Source organism: Pseudomonas sp. TUM22785 (genome assembly GCF_028198105.1).
Lineage (GTDB): Bacteria > Pseudomonadota > Gammaproteobacteria > Pseudomonadales > Pseudomonadaceae > Metapseudomonas > Metapseudomonas solani.
The window spans coordinates 6268593-6294294 of the sequence record NZ_CP116239.1 but is presented as its reverse complement, the minus strand read 5'-3'; the positions used below and the strand labels follow the sequence as shown (position 1 = coordinate 6294294).

The window sequence follows — 25702 nt, the reverse complement described above, 5'->3', positions numbered from 1 at the left end:
CACGCATGAGCGAACCCCTCGATCTGAGCCTGGATGGCGTGGAGCGTCGCTCCCTCGCCGAATTCACCGAACAGGCTTATCTCAACTATTCCATGTACGTGATCATGGACCGCGCCCTGCCGCACATCGGCGACGGCCTCAAGCCCGTGCAGCGGCGCATCGTCTATGCCATGAGCGAACTGGGCCTGGATGCCGACTCCAAGCACAAGAAGTCGGCGCGTACCGTCGGCGACGTGCTCGGCAAGTTCCACCCCCATGGCGACTCCGCTTGCTACGAAGCCATGGTGCTGATGGCCCAGCCCTTCAGCTACCGCTACACGCTGGTGGATGGCCAGGGCAACTGGGGTGCGCCGGACGACCCCAAATCCTTCGCCGCCATGCGTTACACCGAGGCGCGGCTGTCGCGCTATTCCGAAGTGCTGCTCAGCGAACTGGGCCAGGGCACCGTGGATTGGGGCCCGAACTTCGACGGCACCCTGAACGAGCCGCTGGTGCTGCCGGCGCGTCTGCCGAACATCCTGCTCAACGGCACCACCGGCATCGCCGTGGGCATGGCCACCGACGTGCCGCCGCACAACCTGCGCGAGGTTGCTGCCGCCTGCGTGCAGCTGCTGGATGAGCCCAAGGCCACCATCGAGCAGCTGTGCGAGCACATTGCCGGGCCGGACTACCCGACCGAGGCGGAGATCATCACGCCGCGCGCCGACCTGCTGAAAATCTACGAGACCGGCCGTGGCTCGGTGCGCATGCGCGCCGTGTACCAGATCGAGGATGGCGACATCGTCGTCACCGCGCTGCCGCACCAAGTCTCCGGTGCCAAGGTGCTGGAGCAGATCGCCGCGATGATGCAGGCCAAGCCTTCCAAGGCGCCGCAGATCGCCGACCTGCGTGACGAGTCCGATCACGAGAACCCCTGCCGCATCGTGATCATCCCCACCAGCAGCCGTGTCGATCACGAAGCGCTGATGCAGCACCTGTTCGCCAGCACCGACCTCGAGTCCACCTACCGGGTGAACATCAACATCATCGGCCTGGACGGCAGGCCCCAGGTCAAGGACCTGCGCACCCTGCTCACCGAGTGGCTGACCTTCCGCGTCGGCACCGTGCGCCGGCGCCTGCAGTTCCGCCTGGACAAGGTTGAGCATCGCCTGCATTTGCTGGAAGGCCGCCTGATCGCCTTCCTCAACCTCGACGAAGTCATCCGCATCATCCGCACCGAGGACCAGCCCAAGCCGGTGCTGATGGAGCGCTTCGGCCTCACCGAGATCCAGGCCGAATACATCCTCGAGACCCGCTTGCGCCAACTGGCCCGCCTGGAGGAGATGCAGATCCGTGGCGAGCAGGAAGAGCTGGCCAAGGAGCGTGACAAGCTCCTGGCCCTGCTGGGCAGCGAAGCCAAGCTGAAGAAGCTGGTGCGCAAGGAAATCCTCGAGGACGCCGAGAAGTACGGCGACGACCGTCGCTCGCCCATCGTCGCTCGCGCCGAAGCCAAGGCGTTGACCGAGCACGACCTGCTGCCGAACGAGAAGGTCACCGTGGTGCTGTCGGAGAAGGGCTGGGTCCGCTCCGCCAAGGGCCACGAGATCGACGCCACCAGCCTGTCCTATAAGGCCGGCGATGGCTTCAAGGTTGCCGCGCCGGGGCGCTCCAACCAGTACGCCGTGTTCATCGACTCCACCGGCCGCAGCTACTCGCTGGCGGCCCATACCCTGCCGTCTGCCCGTGGCCAGGGCGAGCCGCTCACCGGCCGCCTGACCCCGCCGCCGGGGGCGACCTTCGAATGCGTGCTGCTGCCCGAGGACGATGCGCTCTACGTGATCGCCTCGGACGCCGGCTACGGCTTCGTGGTCAAGGGCGAGGACCTGCAAGCCAAGAACAAGGCCGGCAAGGCCCTGGTCAGCCTGCCCGCCGGCGCCCGGGTGGTCGCGCCGCGCCCGCTCACCAGCCTCGAGGAAGACTGGCTGGCAGCGGTGACCACCGAAGGCCGCCTGCTGCTGTTCAAGGTCGCCGACCTGCCGCAGCTGGCCAAGGGCAAGGGCAACAAGATCATCGGCATCCCCGGTGATCGCGTGGCCAGTCGCGAGGAATACCTGACCGACCTGGCAGTTTTGCCGGCCGGCGCTACGCTGGTGCTCCAGGCCGGCAAGCGCACCCTTTCGCTCAAGGCCGACGACCTGGAGCACTACAAGGGTGAGCGTGGACGCCGTGGCAACAAGCTGCCACGCGGCTTCCAGCGCGTCGATGCGCTGCTGGTCGAGATGCCGGCCTAAGCCTGCACCTGCCGCTCGTCGGCTGCCATTCGACGCACGAGGCTGGAGTCATCCGTCACATTGGCGGATGATATGTCCCCTCGGGCCGAACGCGGTTGTGGCGGGCGCCCCGAACATCAATGAATCCGACTGCGGGTCGCCGTGCGGCGGCCCTGGGTGAGAAAGATGAAGCGTCTTCCCTTGTTAGCGCTGCTGACCGGCCTTCTGGGCCTGGGCGGTTGCGTTCACAACGCGCCGGTACCCATGTACCAGCTCGACAGCGGCACCGCCGAACTGCCGGACCAGTCCGCCGGCATGGCCGTGCTGCTCGGGCCGGTTTCGGTTGCCGATTACCTGCAGCGCGAAACCCTCCTGCAACGCCAGCCCGATGGCAGCCTGACCGCCTCCACCGATGGCCGCTGGGCCGGCAGCCTGGCCGGTGACATCGACCAACTGCTGCTGCGCCAGCTGTCGTGGCGCCTGGACAGCCAGCGCCTGGTCCTGGCCCCTGCCAACCCCGGCTTCACGCCCGAGATCCAGGTGCTGCTGAGCATCAGCCGCCTCGATTCGGGCCCTCAGCGCCCTGCGGTGCTGGAAGCCCAGTGGCGCGTGCTCGACAAGGCCGGCCAGCTGCGTGACAGCCGCCTGGTGCGCCTGGAGCAGCCCCACAGCGGCACCGCCGCTGATCAGGTGCGGGCCCAGAGCCAACTGCTGCAACAACTGGCCGAGCAACTGGCCGGTGCGGTCAAGCCCCTCTCTGGCCAGCCTGCCGCTGCCGCCGAGGAGCCGCGCAAGGCCACTGCCGCCCCGGCGCGTGCCCGTGAGCCCGTACCGCCGAAGATCCCCATGGCCGCCCCGGTGCGCACCGATGTGGAAGTGTTCCGCTTCTGATCGCCGCAGATGCACGAAAAAGCCCGCATGATGCGGGCTTTTTCATGGGCTGCGAATTGTGCTGATCGACCGGGCGCTCACTCGGCGCGGCGCTTGCCGAACAGGCGTCGCAGGCCGAAGCCGCCGAGGGCCAGGACCAGGCAGGGCAGGCCCACCCAGCGCGCTTCGGAGAGCAGCACATCGAGGCCGCGTTGGGTGAAGAAGCCACCGATGAAAGGCGACACCTCGATGGGACGCCAGGGCAGGAAGTGGCGCTGCAGGTCCCAGGGCCAGAACCAGGCGACGCCCAGCCCGCCGTCGGTCAGGGCGTCCAGCAGGCTGTGGCTGAGGGTCGAGAGCCCGACGAACAGGCCGGCTTTCAGCGGGCCGCAGCGTAGCAGCGGGGCGATCAGGGCGCCGAACAGGGCGCAGCAGCCGGCGAATAGCAGTGAATGGCTGAAGCCCCGGTGGCCGAAGGCGTCGGCGTAGGCGATGCCCAGCTTGAAGGCGGCGACGTCGGCGTCCGGCAGGCAGGCGAAGAACAGCCCGGCCAGGAGCAGGCGTGGCGGGATCACGCGGCTGCCGAGGGCGATGCCCACCGCGAGGACGGGCAGGGGATGGGTGATCAGGGTGGTCATGGCGCCTTCCTTGGCGCCGGGGGCTCAGCGGCGCCCGGCGTCGTGCATGCGGGCCAGCTGGCGTTCCAGCAGCGAGGGGTAGGGGTCCAGCAGGCGTTCGACGCAGCAGGCGCCTTCCGGGCTGGCGATGGGGCGTACACGGGCACGCTGGCGCACCAGGCCGTCGTCGGCGATGGCGCGCTCCACCAGCAGCAGGTTGCGGCTGTGCTGGCTCAGCGCCAGGGCGTTCTGGGTGGTGTCATCCAGCAGCAGGTCGCCCTGGCCGAGGCCGGCGAGGCTGTCGCCGAGGGTCAGGCCGAGCTGCAGCTGCAGGGTGATTCCACTGTCGGCCACTTCGATCTGCAGGGCGTGGCCGAGGGCACGCAGCAGCTCGCCGCAGCAGAGCGCGTGGGTCAGGTGGTCCTCACCGCTGTCGGCGCTGTGGAACAGCATCAGGCTGCTGCCATCGTTGAGGGTGTGCAATTCGCTCTGATAGAGCTGGGCGGCCTGGTCGAGGCAGTCGCGGTAGCGTTGCAGCAGGTCCAGCAGGCGGGTGCGGGGCAGTCGGCGCAGCTGGTCCTGGGCGCCCAACTGGACGGCCAGCACGGCACTGCGGTGCAGCTCGTCGCGCGCTTCGGGCTCGGCTTCCGGCTCCGGAGTCGCCACGACGGGCTTCTCTTCCTCGCGTGGGCGCAGGTCGGCGAAGGGGTCGTCTTCGTCGGGGGTGAACAGGCGGCTGGGACGCTCCTCCTCGACGGCGTCGCTGTCGTAGCTGTCATCGCGCAGGTCGCGGATCTCGAAGGCCGGCTCGTCGTCGTCCTGCTCTTCGGGGAAGTCTTCTTCCTCGTCCAGGTACTGCTCTTCGATCTCGGGTTCCGGCTCGGGCTCGGGCTTTTCCGGCACCAGGCGTGCCTGCAATTGGCGGGCGAGGTCGCCGATTTCGTCCTGGCGGCCGGCGCCGGGTGCGGGGTCGTCCGGGTCGCGCAGCCACACCCGCAGTTGCAGCAGCGGCGTGGAGATGTGCCGGCCGAGGCGCAGGCTGAGGGACAGCGCCAGGGCCAGGAGGATGAGGCTGAGCAGGCCCATGCTCTGCAGGCTGATGGTCATGGGCTGCTGGAACTGCTGCATGTCCAGGCTCAGGCGCAGGTGCCCGGCTATCACTTCCTGGAAGGTGATGGGCGTGGAATACAACCCTTCGACCTCACCCAGCAGGCCCTGCTTCGGGCGCGAGCCGGCTTCGGCGAGGATGCGGTTGTCCACGCTGTAGATGGCCGCATGGGCCACCAGGGGGTTCTTCACCAGGTTGTTGAGCAGCACGTTGAGGCTGAGGATGTCGTTGGACACCAGCAGCTCGGTGGCGGAAGCGGCGGTCTGCGCGGTCAGGCTCTGGCCCAGGGCGTCGGCCTGCTGCTGCATCGCCTGCTTGAACTGCATGCCCATCACCCAGGCGTAGATCACCAGGGCCAGGGCTACCAGCAGGAGGCTGTGGCTGGCGATGCGCAAGGCGATCGGCACACGGCGCTGGCGCAGGGCGTGGAAGATCAGCAGGAAGAAGTTGTCGGGTTTGACGGGCGTAGGCCGGTTCACAGAGCTCGGCTCTTCTCGGACGGAATTGTGGCGCAGTATAACGGCGCCCCCTAGCAGGGCAAAGCGCCCGGCATGCTCGTCAGACCGTGAAAGTGGGTAGAATGTGCGCCTTTTCCACTGCGGGAGGTGCGCCTTGCGCGAAATAGTCCTGATCAACATCACCGGGGAAGACCGTCCCGGCCTCACCGCCGCGATTACCGGTGTACTCGCACAGGGCGGGGTGAACATTCTCGACATCGGCCAGGCGGTCATCCACGACACCCTGTCGTTCGGCATCCTGGTGGAGATCCCCGATACCGAGCAGGCTTCCTCCGTACTCAAGGACGTGCTTTTCACGGCCTACAAGCTGGACCAGCAGGTGCGTTTCACCCCGGTTTCCGAGGCGGACTACCAGGTGTGGGTCGGCGGCCAGGGCAAGCCCCGGCACATGGTGACCCTGCTGACCCGCAAGGTCACCGCCGAGCAGCTGCAGCGCGTCAGCGCCATTACTGCCAAGTACGGCCTGAACATCGACCATATCGATCGCCTGTCCGGGCGCATGCCGCTGGACATGCCTGCGAGCCAGGGCAAGGGCTGCATCGAGTTTTCCGTGCGCGGCGAGCCGGCCGACCCGGTGGCGCTGCGTGCCGAGTTCCTCAGCGTGGCCCAGGAGCTGAACGTCGACATCGCCTTCCAGCGCGACTCGGTGTTCCGCCGCAACCGCCGCCTGGCGGTGTTCGACATGGACTCCACGCTGATCGAAGCCGAAGTGATCGACGAGCTGGCCAAGGCCGCCGGCGTCGGCGAGCAGGTGGCCGAGATTACCGAGCGCGCCATGCGCGGCGAACTGGATTTCCGCGCCAGCTTCAAAGAGCGCCTGGCGCTGCTCAAGGGCCTCTCCGAGGACGTGCTGGAGGAGATCGGTGCCTCGCTGCGCCTGACCGAAGGTGCCGAGACCCTGTTCGCCGAGCTCAAGCGCCTCGGCTACAAGACCGCGATTCTCTCTGGTGGCTTCAGCTACTTCGCCAAGCAGTTGCAGGCCAAACTGGGCATCGATTACGTGTTCGCCAACGAACTGCAGATCGAAGACGGCAAGCTGACTGGCGTGGCCGTCGAGCCGATCGTCGACGCCCAGCGCAAGGCCGACCTGCTGCGTGAGCTGGCGGAGAAGGAAGGGCTGCGCCTGGAGCAGACCATCGCCGTGGGCGATGGCGCCAACGACCTGCCGATGCTGGCCCTGGCCGGCCTGGGCGTGGCCTTCCGTGCCAAGCCGCTGGTCAAGCAGTCGGCCAAACAGGCCATCTCCACCCTGGGGCTGGACGGCATCCTCTACCTGCTGGGCTTCCGCGACCGCGACGGCCTGGAGTGAGTGACGCTTGAACGAGAAAGCCGCCCGAGGGCGGCTTTTTCTTTGGGCGGTTGGAAAGGCGGCTTACTCGTCGCCGGACGAGAAGTCGTAGTCCATCGACTGGCTCGGGCCCTGCAGGTAGTAACCCTGGATGTAGTTGACCCCGGCCTGCCAGAGGGTGGCCAGGACACTGGCGCTCTCGACATAGGGCACGATGGTCAGCTTGGCCTGGGAGTGCAGGCTGGCAAGCAGGGTCTTCAGCGCTTCCTGGCTTTCCGCCTTGCTCAGGTCCTGGGTGAAGGAGCCATCGACCTTCACGAAGTCGATGTTCAGGTGCTTGAGCGTGTTGAACGGGTTGAGCGCGCAGCCGAACTGGCTCAGGGCGACCTGGCAGTGCAGCTCGGCGAGGCCCTGGGTCAGGGCTTTGGCCTGCTTCAGGTAGGCGATGGCGTCCGGCTCGCTGAACTGGAAGATCAGCGCGTCGGATGGCAGGCGTGCGGCCTTGAGGGCGACGCTGAGCCACGGCAGCAGGGTCTGGTCCTGCAGGCTGACGCCGGACAGGTGGACGAACAGGCGTGTGCTGTGGCCCTTGGAGCGGTGCTCGGACAGCAGCTTGATGGAGTTGAGGATCACCCAGCGGTCGATCTTCTCGGCCAGCCCGGCTTCCCGCGCCGCGCCGAGGAAGTCGGCTGGCGGTACTTCGTCGCCCTGGGGGCTGAGCAGGCGCAGGAGGACTTCGTAGTGCTCGAAGTTATCGCCGCGCAGGCTGATGATCGGCTGGAACAGCAGGCGGAAGCTGTTGTTCTCCAGGGCCTGCTGGACCATGGCCACCAGGCTGCCGCGGTTGGCGGCGGCGGCCAGTTCGCTGGCTGGGTTGTACAGGCGCACTTCGTTGCCGTCGGTGATCTCGTCCGCGCAGCGGTGGGCGCGATCGATCACTTCCTGGGCCTTGGGCGTGGTCTCGTTGAGGCCGGCGACACCGATGGACAGGCTGAACTGCACGGTGCGGCCGCTGACGTCGAACAGGTGGCCTTCGACCTTCTTCAGCAGCGTACCCAGGCCTTCGCGGGCCTGCTCCGGGGTGATACCCGGTTGCAGCACGCTGAACACGTCGTCACCGAAGCGCGCCAGTTGCGCGTCGGCCGGGAAGTGGGCGCGCAGCAGGTTGGCCAGGTCGGTGAGCAGCAGGTCGCTGCCGGCGATACCGACGTCCGCCAGCAGGCCGGAGTAGCGGTCGACGCGGATGTAGGCGAGGGAGGCGGGCTGGCCGGCATTCACCGCGCGGTCGGCGGCGGCGTCCATCAGCTCGCTGAAGTGGTTGCGGTTGTACAGGCCGGTGACCAGGTCCTGGCTGCTGATCTCGCGCAGTTTCTCTTCCAGCTCGGCGCTGGCCGTTTCCGCGCGGATCACCACCTGGATGCACGGCTCGCCGTCATAGGTGGCGGGGGAGAAACTCATGCGCGCCTGGAAGCTCTGGCCGTCGACCTTGGCACCCGAGCAGGTCAACTCGGCGCTGCCGTCGCCACTGCGGTAGTTCTTGAGGAAGTCCTTGAACACCACCTGGTCGCAATTGGCGATCAGGTCGATCATCGGCATGCCTTCCAGCTCTTCCGCATCCTCGTAGCCGAACATCTCGACATAGGCGCGGTTGGCGTAGATGTGCATGCCGTCGTGGACGTAGGTGATGGCGTCGACCGAGCTGTCCAGCAGCAGCTGGCAGCGTTTCTCCGCTTCACGCAGGCTCACTTCGGCTGCGCGACGGGAGCGACGTTCTTCGAGGTTGGCCAGTTCACGGTTGGCGACCAGCACCAGGCGCTCGTCCTCGCCCTGGGGCAGGGCATCCTGGGCGCCAAGGGCCAGGGCCTCGGTGATCAGGTCCGAGTCGTTCTCCGTCACCAACTGGATGAAGGGAATGTCCTTGGCCTGACGGCGGATGGCGTTGAGGGCTTCGCCAGGGGAGAGGTTGTCACTCTCGGGGGCGGCGATGAGCAGGTCCCAGCTCTGCTGGAGGACCTCGGCGAGGTCATCGCTGGAGACCAGGCGATGCACACGGGTCGCGCGACCCGAGTTGCGAAACAGGCTGACCAGGCGCTCGGCTTCGTTCTGCGAGTCTTCCAGGATCAGCAGACGGATGGTTTTCTTTTCGATTGCCATGGCGTGTGCTTAGACCGCGCCGAACGGGCGCTAATAGGCGACAAATGGTGATGGCACGGGAATCTACAGCGACTTCCAGAGGGAGTCAAAATCTTCCTCCCCCGCAGCGCTTTGCTCGCTGGAAGCTGTGACGGGCTTCCCGGGATTCTCGCTTTCCTGCTCGAAGGCGCGGTATTCGAACTGGTTGAAACTGCCGGTGGTGGTCTGACGGCTGGTGAGTACCGCGCGACGCTCCTTGCCCTGAATGTTGATCTGTACCTTGTTGCCCTCCTGGAAGGGCAGGCGCGGGGTGATCAGGGTGGCCGGGCGCGAGATGGCGCTGATTTCCGGCAGCAGCAGGGCGCGCAGGTAATGGCTGTGCTGGTCGGCCTTGCGCAACAGCTGCAGGCCGCAGGCCTGGGCGTGGGGGGCGATCAGTTCGATACCCATCTGCGTGCCGCCACCGCGGACCTGGCGGATCCAGCGCACCACGGCAACGCTCCAGCCCTGGCCGGGGGCGTCCTGCACACCCAGGAGCTCGCCGGCCTGCAGCTGGCTGGGGACTTCCTTGGGCCAGCTCAGGCAGTAACCGCCCGGGCTGTGGTTGACGATGGTCAGGGCGAAGGTCGGGTAGCTCTCTGCGCTGGGGGCTGCGGCGGCGTGCTGCGGCGAGGTGTCGCCGCTGACCACGGGCTTGCTGTACTGGATCTCTTCGTAGGGCAGGCCGGCTTCCCAGTTCTGGTTGGGTTGGGCGTCGAAGGCGTTGCCCCAGATATCGCCCTCGTCCTTGTTGATCGGCTTGAACACGGCCTGGCCGACTTCGACCGGGAGCTTGAGGATTTCGCTGAACGGCTTGCTGCCGGAGATGAAGAAGTGCAGGGCGCTCATGCCGATGCACAGGGTCAGGGTGCCGCGGCCCGGGTTGCGCTGGAAGGTGCGCTCGGAAATGTCGCCCCACGCGGAGCTGAGGTGCTGCAGCAGATCCAGGGTGATGCCTTCGGGAACCTGCAGGCGGGCCTTGTCACGGCTTTCGTTGGGCAGCAGCAGGTATTCCTTGATCGCGTCCACCAGCGGCAGCGGGTCGATGCCCAGCAGGTTGGGCAGCTCGCTGTCCTGGAACAGCGACTTGTAGCGCGGCGGGCCGTCCACCTGGGTGGCGACGGCGAACAGCGTGGTCGGCTCGTTGCCGCGTTGCAGACGCACCAGCCCGCTCCAGGGTTCGAGCACCTCGGCAAGGCGGGCGATGTTGTTCTGGCGCATCTGGTTGCAGCGCGAGCAGCCCAGCAGCAGGGCCACGAGGTAGGTCTGCTCGACGCTCAGGCCTTCGGTGTGACGGGCCAGGTTGTCGCGGATGATGGCGCGCTGGACTTGGCGGGAGACGGCAATCTGGTAGAGCTGATGCAGCTCCAGCCACAGGCCTTCGGGCACGGGGCAGTAGAGCTGGCTGGCGCGGATCAGTGCGCCGTTGAGGCTGTGCATGGCCCGCTGCAGGGCGATGGTCAGCAGTTGCGCGCCTTCCTTGGACTGGCGCGACGATTCCTGGGCAACGATCTGCTTGTAGCCGATGGCCAGGTGGTTCTGCAGGGCCTGGCAGAGGTTGGCGACCTTGCGCGGTCGCTCGTCGAGGACGATGGCCTGGTTGAGGAAGTGGCGCTCCAGGTGCTGGCAGACGTAGTAGACCTCGGGGCGCAGCAGTTCGAGCAACTGCAGGCGGTTTTCACTGGCGGTGACGAGCTGGTTGAGCTCCACGAGGGCCTGGTAGAGCTGGCGCGCGGTCTCGCCGAGGTTGGCCTTGGGCAGTCCGGAAATCCAGCGTTTCAGATCACGCGGGGAGGCATCGCAGAAGGACAGGCTCTGCTTGTTCGGAGTAGGAACACGCAATAACAGGTGGGGACTCTGTTTGTCCATGTAGCTCGAATACTCCAACTGCAGCGGGCAAGACGTGCGGAAATTTCACTCGCACTCTAGCAGCATCCCTTGCGGCCCGCAGCCCATCGCGGGGTTGGTATGGCAAAGTGCCGCTACGGAATGGACGGCGAGCCGGGCGGCTGCACTGCAAGGTTGGACATTCGGTCGCAGCCTTGCGTTCAACCCGGCCCGCCCGGTTTATCAGGCCTGCGCGGGCTGTGCCAGCAGTTCGCCCATGCTCACCGCGCTGCCGGCGTCGAGGCCTTCGGCCCAGCGGATCTGCTGCGGGCCGAAGAGCACGATGGCGGTGGAGCCCAGCTTGAAGCGGCCCAGCTCGGCGCCCTTCTCCAGGCTGATCGGCGCACGTGCGGCTTCGTCGTAGCGGAAGGTCTTCAGCTCGCGCTTGGGGGGCGTTACCAGGCCAGCCCAGACGGTCTCGATGGAGGCGACGATCATCGCACCCACCAGCACCACGGCCATCGGGCCACGCTCGGTGTCGAACAGGCAGACCACGCGTTCGTTGCGGGCGAAGAGTTCGGGCACGTTCTCGGCGGTGCTCTGGTTCACCGAGAACAGGCGGCCGGGCACGTAGACCATTTCGCGCAGGGTGCCGCCCAGGGGGGCGTGCACACGGTGGTAGTCGCGAGGCGACAGGTAGATGGTGGCGAATTCACCGCCCATGAAGGGTGCGGCGCGCTCGGCGTCACCGCCCAGCAGTTCCAGCACGCTGAAGCTGTGGCCCTTGGCCTGGAAGATACGGCCGTGCTCGATGGGGCCGAGCTGGCTGACCGCGCCGTCTGCTGGGCAGAGGATGGCGCCGGGTGTCGGGTCGAGCGGGCGTGCACCGTCTTTCAGCGCCCGGGTGAAGAAGGCGTTGAAGTGCTCGTAGGCGGTGAGGTCTTCGACCAGGGCCTCGCTCATGTTCACCTGGTAGCGACGGGCGAACCAGGCGGTGAAGGCATTCTTGAACCAGCGCACGCGACACTCCGCCACGCAGCCGGCCAGGCGCGAGAGCAGGTGATGGGGCAGCAGGTATTGGCTGATGATGAACAGGCGTTCTTTCATGGGTGTTCCTTGTTTACCGGAGGCTCAGGCCTCGACAGGGGTATCCGGGTGGTTGCCCCACTCCGACCAGGAGCCGGCGTAGCCCTTGACGCGGGGGTAGCCCAGCGCCTTGGCCACCAGGTAGGTGAAGCCGGAGCGGTGGTGGGTCTGGCAGTGGGTGACGATTTCCTTGTCCGGGGTGATACCGAGCGATTGCAGGATCTCGGCGATGTCTTCGCGGATGCGCAAAGCGCGCTGCGGGTCCATGCCGGCGGTCCATTCGAAGTTCACCGCGCCGGGGATGTGCCCACCTTTGGCCGCCAGCACCTTGGTGCCGGCGTATTCGCCGGGGCCGCGCGCGTCCCAGATGGCCAGGTCGGCGGCGCCGAGGCGGCTCTGCAGGTACTCGCGGGTGGCGGTGGGCTCGTCGTGGATCACCAGCGGCAGCGGGCCGCCAGCTGGGGCTGGAGTCTCGGTCGCGGTGGCGCGGCCATCGGCCAGCCAGGCATGCAGGCCGCCGTTCAGGTAGTGATAGCGGCCGTGGCCGATCACATCCAGCAGCCAGATGAAGCGCCCGGCCCAGCCACCGCCTTCGTCGTCATAGACCACATAGGTGGCGTCGCTGCGCTGGCCCAGTTCGCCGAACAGGGTTTCGAGGTCCGCCTTGGCGGGCAGCAAGCCGGGGGCCGGGGCCTGGCCGAGCTGAGTGCGCTTGGGGTCGACGAAGCGGGCGCCGGGAATGTGGCCTTCGGCGTAGCGCGCGGCGCTGGTCAGGTCCACCAGGATCAGTTCGGGCGCATCGAGTCGAGCTGCCAGGTCGGCCGGTTCGATGACCAGTGGCAGGCCGGAAAAGGCGGACATTGAACACTCCGGAAGAGAATGAAAGAGGCGGATTGTAGCGGAAAGGTCAGCGCCCGCGCGTAGCAAAGCTGGCCAGGGCGCGCTCGATGCATTGCACGGTCTTTCCGAAGGCCTGGAGGCTGACGTCGGCGAAGGGCTGGCCGCCCTGGTCGGCGATCAGCAGCAGGGCGACGCGGCCATTGGCAGGGATGGAGCGCAGCAGCACGTGGTCGGCCGGGAACAGTGCCTTGAGGTTGCCGGGTATCAGCGCGGAGTACTGTGCGGCGTTCTCCGGCGTCAGGCGCAGCTGGCCGGGTTGCGCGAGCAGGCGGCGCAGCACCTGGCTCTGGGTCGGGTCCAGTTGCAGGCCGGCGGCTTCCCTGGGCAGCCCGGCGCTTTGCTGCACCGCCAGCCGGCTCTGGGTGCGGTCGGTGAGCAGGATCAGGCAGCGGCGCATGCCACAGGCCGTGAGGGCGTCGCGGGCACGGCCGGTGAGCTGGACGATGTTGGCGAAGGGGCTGGGCTCCTTCAGCAACTGACCACAATGCTGGCGCCATTCGCTGAGTGCGGCGGCGGGGGGCGGGGTCGGCTTCACTTCCTCGGTCGGCCAGCGGCTGCAATCCCAGGGCCAGATCAACGCCTGGGCCGGATGCCAGAGGTCACTGCGCGCGTGCTTGCGGGCGCTATCGGCAGCGTGCTGGTGGATGAGTTGCTGCAGCTCGGTCAGCGGCAGTTGCATGTAGAGGCCAGTGAGGCGCTGCCAGCGCAGGCTGTGGTCGCAGGCCCAGGAGTCGTGGGCGGACAATGCCAGCCCGTTGGCCAGCAATACCGTGTTGCCCGGCTGGGTTAGCCAGCGGCGCAGGGCCGGGTCGGCATCGAGCATCTGCTGCTGGTGCAGGGGGTGCTCGTTGTCACGGGCGATGTGCAGGGCCTTCACCAGCATGCGCCGGTCGGCGTTGAGCAGGCGGTAGCCGTAGGTGATCCAGTCCGGCAGCTTCCAGTGTTCGGCCAGGGCCTGGCACAGGCGCAGCAGTGGTACGCCGAGCAGTTCGAGTTCCACCTTGCGCGCCGGCTCGCCACGGACGATGACGCGGGTTTCCCAGGCGGCGAACAGCTGCGGATGCAGGGCCAGCAACGGCCAGAGCGGGGACAGGAACAGCAGGCTGTTCCAGTGGATTTCCTGCCACAGGCGCGCCAGGCGGGCGGCGAACAGACCGCTGGCCTGTTGCGACGCGTGCTGGCTGATCAGTTGCAGTTGGCGCAGTGCCAGGGGGATATCGGTTTCGTTGACGGCTGGCAGGCGGTTGAGCAGCTCTTCCGAGCGCTTCAGGCCAAGGCGGGTCAGTGCCACTTCCAGGCTTTCCGCCGGGCTGTCGAGGGAGGAACCGGCGCGGTTGGCCTCACGCATGATGCTCAAGGCCAGGCCGGGACTATCCTGAATCAGGTCAGCGATCTCGCGCATCGAACGGCGGCTGTCGCCCAGGGCGCGGCGCACCCGTTCATGGCTTTCCGCCGGAATCGGGAGGCGGACGCCGTCGAGTTGTTTGATCCAGGCGTCGAGGCTGCTGGGTGGGGGCATCTGCGTCTTCATGAGGTTTGAGCCAAACTGGCTTTTCGCCTTAACTGGCTATAGTCTGGCGCATAAGTTCCGATAATTAGAAGGGTTGTTTTCATAACCCTATTACTGACCCTTCAAGTCTCACTTTATGGCAAAAATAATCGGCATCATCGTCGTATTCGCCACCGTTCTCGGCGGATATGTCCTTTCCCACGGTAAGATCGGTGCCCTGATACAGCCTTTCGAGGTGTTGATCATCGGTGGCGCGGCGCTCGGGGCCTTCCTCCAGGCCAACCCGGGCAGCACCTTCATGCATGTGCTGAAAAAGTCGCTGAAGATGTTCGGCTCGCGCTTCACCCATGCCTTCTATCTGGAAGTGCTGCGCCTGCTCTACGAGATTCTCAACAAGAGCCGCCGCGAAGGGATGATGGCCATCGAGGCCGATATCGAAGACCCGGCCGCCAGCCCGATCTTCAGTAAGTACCCGGGGATCCTCAAGGATGCCGGGATGGTCGCGTACATCAGCGACTATTTGCGCATCATGTCTTCCGGCAACATGGCGCCCCACGAACTCGAAGGCTTGTTCGACATGGAACTGAACAGCCTGAAGGAAGACCTCGAACACCCCTCCCACGCCGTTACCCGCATCGCCGATGGCCTGCCGGGCTTCGGTATCGTTGCGGCGGTACTGGGTATCGTGGTGACCATGGCGCTGCTCGGCCAGGTCGAGCAGTCTGCGCTGGGCCAGCACGTGGGTGCGGCCCTGGTGGGTACCTTCCTCGGTATTCTCGCGGCCTACGGTTTCTTCGGCCCGTTGGCCGTCTGCCTGGAGCACGACGCGAAGGAAGAGCTCAACGTCTACGAGGCCATCAAGGCTTGCCTTGTTGCCTCGGCGTCCGGGATGCCTCCGTCGCTGGCGGTGGAGTTCGGGCGCAAGGTTCTATACCCCGCACATCGCCCGAGCTTCAGCGAGCTCGAGCAGGCCGTTCGCGGTAGCTGACCGGGGCTGAACCATGGATAACAACCAGCCGATCATCGTCAAGCGGGTCAAGAAGATCGCCGCTGGGCACCATGGCGGTGCCTGGAAGATCGCCTTCGCCGACTTCGCCACCGCGATGATGGCGTTCTTTCTGGTGCTCTGGCTGATGTCCTCGGCCACGCCCGAGCAGAAGAAGGCGATTTCTGGCTACTTCCAGGACCCCATCGGTTTCACCGAAAGCGCCAGCCCTTATGTTATCGACCTCGGCGGTACGCCGACGCCGGCGCCGGACCGTACGCTCAACCCCGAGCTGAAGGACGCCCCTGACGCCCAGGAGGCGGCGATCGACTCGACCAACAAGCAGGTGGACGCCAAGCAGGTGGAAACCCTGGCCGACCAGATCGAGAAGGAACGCCTCGAGATGCTGCTGCAGGAGCTGCAGAACAAGGTCGACGAGAACCCCGAGCTGCGCAAATTCAAGGATCAGATCCTCTTCGAGATCACCCAGGATGGTTTGCGCATCCAGATCATGGACGCCGCCAACAGGCCCATGTTCGACCTCGGCAGCGCGCGCCTGCAGCCCTATTTCGAAGACATCCTGCTGATCATGGCCGAGACCATCAAGGCCGTGCCGAACAAGATCAGCATCAGCGGCCACACCGATGCCAAGCCCTTCGCCGGGGTCGGCGAGTTCGGCAACTGGGAGCTTTCCGCCGGCCGCGCCAACGCTGCCCGTCGGACCCTGGTGGCGGGCGGGTACCCCGATGATCAGGTCGCACGGGTGGTGGGCTACGCCTCCTCGGCGCTGTTCGACCGCGAGGACCCCTTCAACCCGGTCAACCGGCGTATCGACATCATCGTGCTGACCAAGAAGGCCCAGCGCGATATCGAAGGCTCCCATGGCGACCAGAACGCACCCGCTGAAGAGGGTACGCCGCCGGCTACGCCTGCCAGCGGCACTCAGCCCGCCATCCCGGGTGGGGCTTCGGGAACCCAGGCCACGCCGCCGGGCGTCGCCGCGCCGCTGCAACCCCAGGAGCTGCAGCAGAAGCTGAACATCTTCGAGGACGGCGTGCTGAAGATGGACGAGAACAAGCAGCCCTGACCGGCAGCCACCCTGAATGAAAAAGGCCACGCGATTGCGTGGCCTTTTCGTTTTCAGCGCCTGTCAGTACTCGGGTTCCGGCAGGCTTTCGAGGATGTGCCGGTAGCTCGACATGCGCTGGGGCTGCACGCGGCCGTCCTCCAGCGCCTTGAGCAGGGCGCAGCCGGGCTCGCGGTCGTGCTTGCAGTCGCGGAAGCGGCAGGTGCCGAGCAGGTCGCGGAACTCGATGAAGCCGGCTTCCACGTCGTGGCGGCTGACGTGGCCTAGGCCGAATTCGCGGATGCCGGGGGAGTCGATCAGCTCGCCGCCACCGGGGAAATGGAACAGCCGCGCGGTGGTGGTGGTGTGGGTGCCCTTGCCGGTCAGCTCCGAGAGCGGGCCGACGCGGGTGTCGACACCGGGCAACAGGCTGTTGACCAGCGAGGATTTACCGACGCCGGACTGGCCGACGAACACGCTGACGTGGCCATCGAGGCGCGCTTGCAGGTCTTCCATGCCGCCGCCGCGGTGTGCCGAGACCTCCAGCAGCGGATAGTCGAGCTGCCGATAGACGCCCAGCAGCGAGTCGAGCATCGCGCTGTTGTCATCGTCCACCAGGTCGGCCTTGTTCAGCAGCAGCAGCGGCTGGATGCCGGCATGCTCGGCGGCCACCAGGTAGCGGTCGATGAGGTTGGCGTGCGGGTGGGGCAGGGGAGCGAAGACGATGACGATCAGATCGACGTTGGCCGCCACCGGCTTGAGCAGGCCGCGCATGTCCGGGCGACACAGCTCGCTGGTGCGCGGCAGTTGCGCGACGATCACGCCGCTGCTCTGGTTGCCCGAGCGCCAGACCACACGATCGCCGGTGACCAGCGCCGGCAGGTTGGCGCGCAGGTGACAGCGGAATACCTGGCCGGCGATCTCGCCTTCCAGCGCCTCGACCTCGACCTGCACGCCGAAGTGGGCGATCACCAGGCCGGTCTGTTCGGGGCCGAGATCGCCGCCTTCCAGCTCGTCGAGCGCGCGTGATTCGCGCTTGGCCGCACGGGCGGCGCGCTCTTCCTGGATCTTCTCGATGCGCCAGCTTTGCCGGCGGCTGAGGTGGCGTTTGGCCATGGAACTTCCACTGATTGAAAACGGCGGCGAGTTTAGCACGGGCAGCCCGGCGCACCGGGCTCTAAGCTAGAATGCGCGCCTTGCCTTGGAGAGCGAACATGCAGAACGCACAGAACCTGATCTGGATCGACCTGGAAATGACCGGTCTCGATCCCGATAACGACGTCATCATCGAAATGGCCACCATCGTCACCGACAGTGATCTCAACGTGCTCGCCGAAGGCCCGACCATCGCCGTGCACCAGAGCGACGAGATTCTTGCCGGCATGGACGAGTGGAACACCCGCCAGCATGGCCAGAGCGGCCTGACCCAGCGCGTGCGCGAGAGCCGCATCAGCGCCGCCGAGGCCGAGGCGCAGACCCTGGCCTTCCTGGAGCAGTGGGTGCCCAAGGGCAAGTCGCCGATTTGCGGCAACAGCATCTGCCAGGACCGCCGCTTCCTCTATCGCCATATGCCCAAGCTGGAAGGCTACTTCCACTACCGCAACCTGGACGTCTCCACCCTCAAGGAGCTGGCCGCGCGCTGGGCGCCCCATGTGCGTGACGGCTTCAAGAAAAGCAGCACCCACCTGGCCCTGGACGACATCCGCGACTCCATCGCCGAACTGCGTCACTACCGCGAGCACTTCATCAAGGTCTGAGCCGTTTCAGGCGGCCTGGTGCCGGGCGAGGGCCCACTCCACGTGTTCGCGAACCAGTTCCGAGGGGTGCTCGCGCCGGGCGCGCAGGGCCTCCAGCACCGGGATGGTCGAGGGGGCGTTGCCCAGGCCGACCGCCAGGTTGCGCAGCCAGCGTTCGTAGCCGGCGCGGCGTAGCGGCGAGCCTTCGGTGCGGGTGAGGAACTCCTCCTCGTTCCAGGTGAACAGCTCCGCCAGGGCCGCATTGTCCAGGCCGTGGCGGGGCTGGAAGTCGCCCTGGTCGGTGGGGCGGGCGAAGCGGTTCCAGGGGCAAACCATCTGGCAATCGTCGCAGCCGAATACGCGATTACCGATCAGCGGGCGCAGCTCTTCCGGGATCGAGCCCTTGAGCTCGATGGTCAGGTAGGAGATGCAGCGCCGCGCGTCCAGTTGATAGGGCGCGACGAAGGCGGCGGTGGGGCAGATGTCCATGCACGCCGAGCAGCGGCCGCAATGTTCGCTGCCGTGGGGTGCATCCACCGGCAGCGGCATGTCGACGAACAGTTCGCCAAGAAAGAAGTAGCTGCCGGCCTTGCGGTTGAGCACCAGGGTGTTCTTGCCGATCCAGCCGAGGCCCGCCTGTTCGGCGATGGCCTTCTCCAGTACCGGCGCGCTGTCGACGAAGGCGCGATAGCCAAAGGGGCCGATGGCCTGCTGGACCCGCTCGGCCAGTTGCTGCAGGCGCTTGCGGATCAGCTTGTGGTAGTCGCGGCCCAGTGCGTAGCGCGAGACGTAGGCCTTCTCCGGCTGCCCCAGTACCTGCGCCATGCGCGTGTCGCCGGGCAAATAGTCCATGCGCAGAGAGACCACCCGCAGCGTGCCGGGGACCAGCTCGTCCGGGTGGGAGCGCTTGCTGCCGTGGGCGGCCATGTAATCCATCTCGCCCTGGTAGCCCGCGTCCAGCCAGCGCTGCAGGTGCGCCTTGTGCTCGCCCAGCTCCACCCCGGTGATGCCCACTTGCTGGAAGCCGAGCTCGCGTCCCCAGTCCTTGATGGACTGCGCGAGGTCGGCGAGTTGTTCGGGAGATAGGGACATGCTGGAGGGAAACCGCAATCGAGGTGCGTATAATTCTGCCAGACCTAGCCCTGAACGCCGAATCGCATGCCCGACCCAATCGATGACCTGCCGCTCGTCCTCTATTCATCTGCCCAGGTACGCGAGCTGGATGCACGCCTGATCGCCGCCGGTACGCCGGGGTTCGAGTTGATGCAGCGTGCCGCCCACGCCACCTGGCGCGCCCTGCGTCGTCGCTGGCCGAATGTGGCTGAGCTGACGGTTCTGGCTGGCCGTGGCAACAACGCCGGGGATGGCTACCTGATCGCTGCGCTGGCCCTGCGCGCGGGGTGGCGCGCCCAGGTGCTGGCCGTGGGTGATGCCACTGCCCTCGAAGGGGACGCTGCGCTGGCGCGGGATGAGGCGCTGAGCGCCGGTGTGCCCATCCTGTCGTGGAACGAGACGGCAGACCTTCAAGGCGTCGTGGTCGATGCGTTGCTGGGAACCGGACTCGTCGGTGAGGTTCGCGAGCCTTATGCCGAGGCCATCCATTGCATCAATGCCAGCCACCTGCCGGTGCTCGCGGTGGATGTCCCTTCCGGCCTCTGCGCCGATACCGGCCGCGTGCTTGGCGTTGCGGTGCGCGCCGACCTCACCGTGACCTTCATTGGCCTCAAGCTGGGCCTGTTTACCGGCGCTGCACCCGATCGGGTCGGCGAACTGGTTTTCGACGGCCTGCAGGCGGACGAAGCGATCGTCGCCAGCCAGCTGTTCGTCGCCCGGCGCCTGGCCGTCGATGGGCTCGACCTCCTGGCCTCGCGCCCGGCGACTGCTCATAAGGGGCGCTACGGCCGCCTGCTGGTGGTGGGCGGTGACCTGGGCACCGGTGGTGCGGCCTTGCTCAGCGCCGAAAGCGCGCTGCGCAGCGGGGCCGGCATGGTGTCGCTGGCCACCCGGGGCGAGCACGTTGGCGCGGCACTGTCGCGCATTCCCGAGGTGATGAGCGTGGGGGTTGCGTCCGCCAACCAACTGCGTGGCCTGGCGGCTGCGTCCAGCGTGTTGGTGGTTGGCCCCGGGCTCGGCCAGGGCGCCTGGGGGCGCAGCCTGCTGAGCGCCGTGACTGCACAGGAGATACCCCAGGTCTGGGATGCCGATGCCCTCAATATGCTGGCCGCGGGTGGGGTCGTTTTGCCCGAGGGTTGCGTGATCACGCCGCACCCGGGGGAGGCCGCGCGGCTGCTGGGTACCAGCATCGCCGACGTCCAGAAGGATCGTCCCGCCGCCGCCCTCGCGCTTGCCCGTCGCTATCGCACCACCGTTGTGTTGAAGGGCGCGGGTAGCCTGATCGCGGGTGTCGATGGCCGCCTGGCGCTCTGTGATCGCGGCCATCCCGCCATGGCCGGCGCCGGGCTGGGAGATGTGCTCGCGGGTGTCATCGGAGCCCTGCTGGCCCAGGGCATGGCGCCGTTCGAGGCTGCCTGTCTGGGCGTCTGGCTGCATGCCGGCGCTGGCCAACTGCTGGGTGCCCAGGGGCGTGGGCTGGCAGCCAGTGACCTGATTCCTACCATTCGTCAGCTGCTCGAGGAGTGCTCGCCGTGCCTGAGTTGAATCTTTTTGCCGACGGCGAAGACGCCATGCTGGCGCTGGGCGCGCGCCTGGCGCAGGCGACCGGAGGTCGCGGCATCATCTACCTGCACGGTGACCTTGGGGCCGGCAAGACCACGCTGTCGCGCGGCATCCTGCGTGGCCTGGGCCATGGCGGTTCGGTGAAGAGCCCCACCTTCACCCTGGTGGAGCCCTACGAGATCGGCGAGTTGCGCGCGTTCCACTTCGACCTGTATCGCCTGGCCGACCCGGAAGAGCTTGAATTCCTGGGTATCCGCGACTATTTCGAGGGCGATGCGCTGTGCCTGATCGAGTGGCCCCAGAGGGGCACCGGCATTTTGCCAAAGGCCGACATGGACATTACCATTAGCCCCCATGCAGGCGGCCGTACGCTGCATCTGTCGCCGCATACCGAGCGCGGCGAGTCCTGGTGCGCCGCCTTGGCCACGGGAGTATGAACAAGAGAATGGGGTGGGGTATGCGCTCGCGCGCGCTGTTTGCCGGGATTGGGGTTCTGCTTGCGGTGTTTGCCGCTGATGTCCTGGCCGCTGCGGAGGTTCGTGGCGTTAGGCTTTGGCGCGCCCCCGACAATACCCGGCTGGTGTTCGACCTGTCTGGCCCCGTGCAGCACAGCGTGTTCACGCTGGCGGCCCCCAATCGCATCGTCATCGATATCAGCGGCGCCCAGTTGGCCACCAAGCTGGAGCAATTGTCGCTGAGCAATACGCCCATCACCAGTGTGCGCTCCGCCCAGCGCAGCCCCACCGAGCTGCGTGTGGTGATAGACGTTTCCGCTGCCGTCGTACCCAAGAGCTTCTCCCTGGCGCCGAACCAGCAGTACGGCAACCGCTTGGTAGTGGACCTGTTCGACCAGGAAGCCGCTGCCAATGAAGCGTCCACACCCCAGGTCGCCGTGGCGCCAAGCACGCCGCAGCCGCCGGTGTCGCCGACCCAGCCCGCCACCAACAAGCTGCCGCCGGTACCCGGTGGCAACCGCGACATCATCATCGCCATCGACGCCGGCCACGGCGGCGAGGACCCAGGTGCCCTCGGGCCCAAGGGGCAGCATGAGAAGGACGTGACCCTGGCCATCGCCAAGGAGTTGCAGCGCCAGATCAACCAGGAGAAGGGCTTCCGGGCCGAGCTGGTGCGGACCGGCGACTACTTCATCCCGCTGCGCAAGCGCACCGAGATCGCCCGCAAGAAGGGCGCGGACCTGTTCGTTTCCATTCATGCCGACGCTGCCCCCAGCCGCAGCGCCTTCGGTGCCTCGGTGTTCGCCCTGTCGGACCGTGGCGCCACTTCGGAGACCGCCCGCTGGCTGGCCGACAACGAAAACCGTTCCGACCTGATCGGCGGCGTCGGCAGCGTCAGCCTGGACGACAAGGACCGCATGCTCGCAGGGGTGCTGCTGGACCTGTCGATGACCGCGTCGCTGTCCTCCAGCCTCAACGTCGGGCAGAAGGTGCTGACCAACATCAGCCGCGTCACGCCGCTGCACAAGCGCCGCGTCGAACAGGCCGGCTTCATGGTGCTGAAGTCCCCGGACATCCCGTCGATCCTGGTGGAAACCGGCTTCATCTCCAACCACAACGAATCGCAGAAGCTGGCCAGTGCCGGTCACCAGCAGGCCCTGGCGCGCTCCATCCAGGGCGGGATCAAGCAGTTCTTCCAGCAGAACCCGCCGCCTGGCACCTACATCGCCTCTCAGCGTGACCAGGGCAAGATCGCCGCCGGCCCGCGTGAGCATCTGGTCACCTCCGGCGAAAGCCTCGCGTTGATCGCCCAGCGCTACCAGGTCAGCCTCGCGGCCCTGCGCAGCGCCAACGGCCTGAAAAGCGACAACATCAAGGTCGGCCAGACCCTGGACATTCCTGCCACTGCCCTGGCTGCCCAGCCATGAGTGAGCTGCGCCGCATCCAGCTATTGAGCCCGCGCCTGGCGAACCAGATCGCCGCCGGCGAGGTGGTCGAGCGCCCGGCCTCGGTGATCAAGGAACTGCTGGAGAACAGTCTCGACGCGGGCGCCCGGCGCATCGATGTCGAGGTCGAGCAGGGTGGTATCAAGCTGCTGCGGGTGCGCGACGACGGCGGCGGCATCCCGGCCGATGATCTGCCGCTGGCCCTGGCACGCCACGCCACCAGCAAGATCCGCGACCTCGAAGACCTCGAGCGGGTGATGAGCTTGGGCTTCCGTGGTGAAGCGCTGGCGTCCATCAGCTCCGTGGCGCGGTTGACCATGACCTCGCGCACCGCCGATGCCGAACAGGCCTGGCAGGTGGAGACCGAAGGGCGTGACATGGAGGCCCGTGTGCAGCCTGCGGCGCACCCGGTGGGCACCTCGGTGGAAGTACGCGACCTGTTCTTCAATACCCCGGCGCGGCGCAAGTTCCTGCGTGCCGAGAAGACCGAGTTCGACCATCTGCAGGAAGTGATCCGGCGGCTGGCTCTGGCTCGCTTCGATGTCGCCTTCCACCTGCGGCACAACAACAAGACGGTCTTCGCCCTGCACGAAGCGAAGGACGAGATCACCCGCGCGCGGCGCGTGGCCAGCGTATGCGGCCCGGCCTTCCTCGAACAGGCGTTGCCGATCGAGGTGGAGCGCAATGGTTTGCACCTGTGGGGTTGGGTCGGCCTGCCGACCTTCTCCCGCAGTCAGGCGGACATGCAGTACTTCTACGTGAATGGCCGCATGGTGCGCGACAAGCTGGTGGTGCACGCGGTGCGCCAGGCCTACCGCGATGTGCTCTACAACGGCCGGCACCCGACCTTCGTGCTGTTCCTGGAGGTGGACCCGGCCGTGGTGGACGTCAACGTGCACCCGACCAAGCACGAAGTGCGCTTCCGTGAAAGCCGCATGGTCCATGACTTCCTCTACGGCACGTTGCACCGTGCGCTGGGCGAGGTACGGCCTGAAGATCACCTGGCTGCCCCCGCGGCCGTGGGAGGGATGGTCCGGGCCACCGGGGCCGAGGCGGGTGAGTTCGGCCCTCAAGGTGAAATGAGCCTGGCCGCGACCGTTCTGGAGCAGCCGGTCAGCCAGCCTGCCTGGACGCCATCGTTCGGTGGTGCAGGGGCCGGCTACCAGGCACCACGACCCTCACCGGCGCTGGGCACCGCCGAGGCGCAGGGCGCCTACCGTGAATATTTCGCGCCCATGACGGGCCAGTCCGCCGCCGTATTGCCGGACAGCCAGGGCGATATCCCGCCGCTGGGCTATGCCCTGGCGCAGCTCAAGGGCATCTACATCCTCGCCGAGAACGCCCAGGGGCTGGTGCTGGTGGACATGCACGCGGCCCATGAGCGCATCACCTACGAGCGCCTGAAGGTCGCCATGGCCAGTGAAGGGCTCAAGGGGCAACCGTTGCTGGTGCCCGAGTCGCTGGCCGTGAGCCAGCGTGAAGCCGACTGTGCCGAGGAACACGGCAACTGGTTCCAGCGCCTGGGCTTCGAGCTGCAGCGTCTTGGGCCTGAAACCCTGGCCATCCGCCAGACGCCCGCATTGCTCAAACAGGCCGAAGCGACCCAACTGGTGCGCGACGTGCTCTCCGATCTGCTGGAGTACGGCACCAGTGACCGCATCCAGGCTCACCTGAACGAGCTGCTGGGCACCATGGCTTGTCACGGCGCCGTGCGGGCCAATCGCCGCCTTACCCAGCCCGAAATGAACGGCCTGCTGCGCGACATGGAACACACCGAGCGCAGCGGCCAGTGCAACCATGGCCGCCCCACCTGGACGCAGCTGGGCATGGATGACCTGGACAAGCTCTTCCTGCGTGGCCGCTGAGATGGGGCAGCCCCTGCCACCGGCCATCTTCCTGATGGGTCCCACTGCCGCCGGCAAGACCGACCTTGCCCTGGACCTGGCGCGCCACCTGCCTTGCGAGCTCATCAGCGTCGACTCGGCGCTGGTCTATCGCGGCATGGACATCGGTACGGCCAAGCCCGAGAAGGCCATTCTTGAGGCATTTCCCCATCGTTTGATCGATATCCGCGACCCGGCGCAGAGCTACTCTGCCGCCGAGTTCCGCAGCGATGCGCTGGCCGCCATGGCCGAGATCACCGCGAAGGGGCGTATCCCCCTGCTGGTCGGCGGCACCATGCTCTATTACAAGGCGCTGCTGGAAGGCCTGGCGGACATGCCCAGTGCCGACCCGGCCGTACGTGCGGAGCTGGAGGCACGCGCCGAGCGTGAGGGTTGGGAAGCGTTGCATCGCGAGTTGGCGGAGGTGGACCCGGAGTCCGCCGCGCGCATCCACCCGAACGACCCCCAGCGGCTTACCCGCGCCCTGGAGGTGTACCAGGTGAGTGGGATGACGATGACCGCACATCGTCAGCGACAGGCGTTGCAAAATCCCGACTCGGGCCCCTCTGGCCGGGGGCAATTGCCTTATACTGTGGCCCACTTGGCGATCGCTCCGACGCAGCGCCAGGTGTTGCACGCGCGAATCGCGCAACGATTTCGTCTGATGCTGGAACAGGGCTTTGTCGAAGAGGTCGAAGCTCTGCGCGAAAGACGTGACTTGCACGCCGGACTGCCGTCTATAAGAGCTGTCGGTTATCGCCAGGTATGGGAATACCTGGACGGCGACCTGACCCGGGCCGAAATGGAAGAGCGAGGCATCATTGCAACGCGCCAATTGGCCAAGCGGCAGTTCACCTGGTTACGTAGTTGGGCTGATATACATTGGCTGGACAGCCTGGCTTGCGACAATCTGCCGCGCACCTTGAAATACCTGGCGTCGGTCTCCATATTGGGCTGAGACCTCACCAGTTACCGTCTATCCTTGGGGGTAGGGCGGCCTAACTTTCTCGTCATTTGACAACTAAATCGATTTATATCCCTACAGGAGTGCGGCATATGTCAAAAGGGCATTCGCTACAAGACCCTTACCTGAATACCTTGCGTAAGGAACGCGTACCGGTTTCCATCTATCTGGTTAACGGCATCAAGCTGCAAGGCCAGATCGAATCCTTCGACCAGTTCGTGATTTTGCTGAAGAACACTGTCAGCCAGATGGTCTACAAGCACGCAATCTCCACCGTGGTACCGAGCCGCCCCGTGCGTCTGCCGAGTGCCACCGAGCAAGAAAACCCCGAGCCTGGTAACGCCTGA

Annotated in this window: 21 protein-coding genes; 12 read left to right on the top strand and 9 right to left on the bottom strand. The window is 66.4% G+C overall.

Annotated elements, in window-relative coordinates:
- Window positions 1-5: 5 nt before the first annotated feature.
- Together parC and PI990_RS28625 are read left to right on the top strand one after the other, a co-directional pair.
- Entirely contained in the window at window positions 6-2270 is a 2265-nt protein-coding gene (gene parC / locus PI990_RS28630; RefSeq protein WP_271659192.1) for a DNA topoisomerase IV subunit A, read from the top strand.
- 165 nt (window positions 2271-2435) lie between these two features.
- Entirely contained in the window at window positions 2436-3140 is a 705-nt protein-coding gene (locus tag PI990_RS28625; protein WP_031287800.1) for a PqiC family protein, read from the top strand.
- Between the two features lie 77 nt (window positions 3141-3217).
- On the opposite strand, the gene PI990_RS28620 is transcribed toward PI990_RS28625, so the two are convergent.
- Both PI990_RS28620 and PI990_RS28615 read right to left on the bottom strand, forming a co-directional pair.
- Entirely contained in the window at window positions 3218-3757 is a 540-nt protein-coding gene (locus PI990_RS28620) for a metal-dependent hydrolase (RefSeq protein ID WP_021219760.1), read from the bottom strand.
- A gap of 24 nt (window positions 3758-3781) precedes the next feature.
- The gene (locus PI990_RS28615) at window positions 3782-5323 is read right to left on the bottom strand and encodes an AhpA/YtjB family protein (RefSeq protein WP_271659191.1); all 1542 of its coding nucleotides are present in this window, start codon (window positions 5321-5323) and stop codon (window positions 3782-3784) included.
- Between the two features lie 133 nt (window positions 5324-5456).
- Here PI990_RS28615 and serB point away from each other — a divergent pair, with 133 nt between their 5' ends.
- Window positions 5457-6671: a phosphoserine phosphatase SerB gene (gene serB, locus PI990_RS28610; RefSeq protein WP_271659190.1), complete on the top strand. Its 1215-nt coding sequence runs from the start codon at window positions 5457-5459 to the stop codon at window positions 6669-6671.
- 63 nt (window positions 6672-6734) lie between these two features.
- Here serB and PI990_RS28605 read toward each other — a convergent pair whose 3' ends face one another.
- From PI990_RS28605 to PI990_RS28585, 5 genes are all read right to left on the bottom strand, one after another.
- On the bottom strand, window positions 6735-8804 hold the full coding sequence (locus PI990_RS28605; protein WP_184490543.1) for an EAL domain-containing response regulator: 2070 nt from the start codon (window positions 8802-8804) through the stop codon (window positions 6735-6737).
- A gap of 63 nt (window positions 8805-8867) precedes the next feature.
- Window positions 8868-10691 (bottom strand): molecular chaperone, encoded by a 1824-nt coding sequence (locus tag PI990_RS28600; RefSeq protein ID WP_271659189.1) that lies wholly within the window; start codon window positions 10689-10691, stop codon window positions 8868-8870.
- Between the two features lie 201 nt (window positions 10692-10892).
- A complete protein-coding gene (asd, locus tag PI990_RS28595; protein WP_271659188.1) occupies window positions 10893-11756 on the bottom strand; it encodes an archaetidylserine decarboxylase in 864 nt (287 codons plus the stop codon).
- A gap of 24 nt (window positions 11757-11780) precedes the next feature.
- Window positions 11781-12596, bottom strand: a complete 816-nt coding sequence (gene rhdA / locus PI990_RS28590; protein WP_271659187.1) for a thiosulfate sulfurtransferase — start codon at window positions 12594-12596, stop codon at window positions 11781-11783.
- 46 nt (window positions 12597-12642) lie between these two features.
- Window positions 12643-14154, bottom strand: coding sequence for an HDOD domain-containing protein (locus tag PI990_RS28585; RefSeq protein WP_271659186.1), 1512 nt, complete (start codon window positions 14152-14154; stop codon window positions 12643-12645).
- Between the two features lie 127 nt (window positions 14155-14281).
- Between PI990_RS28585 and motA the strand changes: the two genes are divergently transcribed.
- Both motA and motB read left to right on the top strand, forming a co-directional pair.
- Window positions 14282-15133 carry a flagellar motor stator protein MotA gene (motA, locus tag PI990_RS28580; RefSeq protein WP_021219752.1) on the top strand — a complete coding sequence of 284 codons (852 nt, stop codon included), beginning with the start codon at window positions 14282-14284 and terminating at the stop codon, window positions 15131-15133.
- 13 nt (window positions 15134-15146) lie between these two features.
- On the top strand, window positions 15147-16217 hold the full coding sequence (gene motB / locus PI990_RS28575) for a flagellar motor protein MotB (protein ID WP_271659185.1): 1071 nt from the start codon (window positions 15147-15149) through the stop codon (window positions 16215-16217).
- A gap of 63 nt (window positions 16218-16280) precedes the next feature.
- Here motB and rsgA read toward each other — a convergent pair whose 3' ends face one another.
- The gene (gene rsgA / locus PI990_RS28570; protein ID WP_271659184.1) at window positions 16281-17312 is read right to left on the bottom strand and encodes a small ribosomal subunit biogenesis GTPase RsgA; all 1032 of its coding nucleotides are present in this window, start codon (window positions 17310-17312) and stop codon (window positions 16281-16283) included.
- Between the two features lie 98 nt (window positions 17313-17410).
- Here rsgA and orn point away from each other — a divergent pair, with 98 nt between their 5' ends.
- Entirely contained in the window at window positions 17411-17953 is a 543-nt protein-coding gene (gene orn / locus PI990_RS28565; RefSeq protein ID WP_021219749.1) for an oligoribonuclease, read from the top strand.
- 6 nt (window positions 17954-17959) lie between these two features.
- Here orn and queG read toward each other — a convergent pair whose 3' ends face one another.
- Window positions 17960-19024, bottom strand: a complete 1065-nt coding sequence (gene queG / locus PI990_RS28560) for a tRNA epoxyqueuosine(34) reductase QueG (RefSeq protein WP_271659183.1) — start codon at window positions 19022-19024, stop codon at window positions 17960-17962.
- Window positions 19025-19090: 66 nt separating this feature from the next.
- Between queG and PI990_RS28555 the strand changes: the two genes are divergently transcribed.
- The 6 genes from PI990_RS28555 to hfq all read left to right on the top strand — a co-directional run bounded on the left by PI990_RS28555 (window position 19091) and on the right by hfq (window position 25702).
- Window positions 19091-20590 (top strand): NAD(P)H-hydrate dehydratase, encoded by a 1500-nt coding sequence (locus PI990_RS28555; RefSeq protein WP_271659182.1) that lies wholly within the window; start codon window positions 19091-19093, stop codon window positions 20588-20590.
- 26 nt (window positions 20591-20616) lie between these two features.
- On the top strand, window positions 20617-21045 hold the full coding sequence (tsaE, locus tag PI990_RS28550; protein ID WP_021219746.1) for a tRNA (adenosine(37)-N6)-threonylcarbamoyltransferase complex ATPase subunit type 1 TsaE: 429 nt from the start codon (window positions 20617-20619) through the stop codon (window positions 21043-21045).
- A gap of 8 nt (window positions 21046-21053) precedes the next feature.
- Window positions 21054-22490 carry an N-acetylmuramoyl-L-alanine amidase gene (locus PI990_RS28545; protein WP_184490534.1) on the top strand — a complete coding sequence of 479 codons (1437 nt, stop codon included), beginning with the start codon at window positions 21054-21056 and terminating at the stop codon, window positions 22488-22490.
- Window positions 22487-24373 (top strand): DNA mismatch repair endonuclease MutL, encoded by a 1887-nt coding sequence (mutL, locus tag PI990_RS28540; RefSeq protein ID WP_271659181.1) that lies wholly within the window; start codon window positions 22487-22489, stop codon window positions 24371-24373. The genes PI990_RS28545 and mutL overlap by 4 nt, the downstream gene beginning before the upstream one ends.
- 1 nt (window position 24374) lies before the next feature.
- A complete protein-coding gene (miaA, locus tag PI990_RS28535; RefSeq protein WP_271661368.1) occupies window positions 24375-25349 on the top strand; it encodes a tRNA (adenosine(37)-N6)-dimethylallyltransferase MiaA in 975 nt (324 codons plus the stop codon).
- Window positions 25350-25447: 98 nt separating this feature from the next.
- Window positions 25448-25702: an RNA chaperone Hfq gene (gene hfq / locus PI990_RS28530; RefSeq protein WP_031287790.1), complete on the top strand. Its 255-nt coding sequence runs from the start codon at window positions 25448-25450 to the stop codon at window positions 25700-25702.

Coding starts and splice junctions, on each gene's coding strand:
- parC (WP_271659192.1), top strand. CDS start 6: ATGAGCGAACCCCTCGATCTGAGCCTGGATGGCGTGGAGCGTCGCTCC.
- PI990_RS28625 (WP_031287800.1), top strand. CDS start 2,436: ATGAAGCGTCTTCCCTTGTTAGCGCTGCTGACCGGCCTTCTGGGCCTG.
- PI990_RS28620 (WP_021219760.1), bottom strand. CDS start 3,757: ATGACCACCCTGATCACCCATCCCCTGCCCGTCCTCGCGGTGGGCATC.
- PI990_RS28605 (WP_184490543.1), bottom strand. CDS start 8,804: ATGGCAATCGAAAAGAAAACCATCCGTCTGCTGATCCTGGAAGACTCG.
- PI990_RS28600 (WP_271659189.1), bottom strand. CDS start 10,691: ATGGACAAACAGAGTCCCCACCTGTTATTGCGTGTTCCTACTCCGAAC.
- asd (WP_271659188.1), bottom strand. CDS start 11,756: ATGAAAGAACGCCTGTTCATCATCAGCCAATACCTGCTGCCCCATCAC.
- rhdA (WP_271659187.1), bottom strand. CDS start 12,596: ATGTCCGCCTTTTCCGGCCTGCCACTGGTCATCGAACCGGCCGACCTG.
- PI990_RS28585 (WP_271659186.1), bottom strand. CDS start 14,154: ATGCCCCCACCCAGCAGCCTCGACGCCTGGATCAAACAACTCGACGGC.
- motA (WP_021219752.1), top strand. CDS start 14,282: ATGGCAAAAATAATCGGCATCATCGTCGTATTCGCCACCGTTCTCGGC.
- motB (WP_271659185.1), top strand. CDS start 15,147: ATGGATAACAACCAGCCGATCATCGTCAAGCGGGTCAAGAAGATCGCC.
- rsgA (WP_271659184.1), bottom strand. CDS start 17,312: ATGGCCAAACGCCACCTCAGCCGCCGGCAAAGCTGGCGCATCGAGAAG.
- orn (WP_021219749.1), top strand. CDS start 17,411: ATGCAGAACGCACAGAACCTGATCTGGATCGACCTGGAAATGACCGGT.
- queG (WP_271659183.1), bottom strand. CDS start 19,024: ATGTCCCTATCTCCCGAACAACTCGCCGACCTCGCGCAGTCCATCAAG.
- PI990_RS28555 (WP_271659182.1), top strand. CDS start 19,091: ATGCCCGACCCAATCGATGACCTGCCGCTCGTCCTCTATTCATCTGCC.
- tsaE (WP_021219746.1), top strand. CDS start 20,617: ATGCTGGCGCTGGGCGCGCGCCTGGCGCAGGCGACCGGAGGTCGCGGC.
- PI990_RS28545 (WP_184490534.1), top strand. CDS start 21,054: ATGGGGTGGGGTATGCGCTCGCGCGCGCTGTTTGCCGGGATTGGGGTT.
- mutL (WP_271659181.1), top strand. CDS start 22,487: ATGAGTGAGCTGCGCCGCATCCAGCTATTGAGCCCGCGCCTGGCGAAC.
- miaA (WP_271661368.1), top strand. CDS start 24,375: ATGGGGCAGCCCCTGCCACCGGCCATCTTCCTGATGGGTCCCACTGCC.
- hfq (WP_031287790.1), top strand. CDS start 25,448: ATGTCAAAAGGGCATTCGCTACAAGACCCTTACCTGAATACCTTGCGT.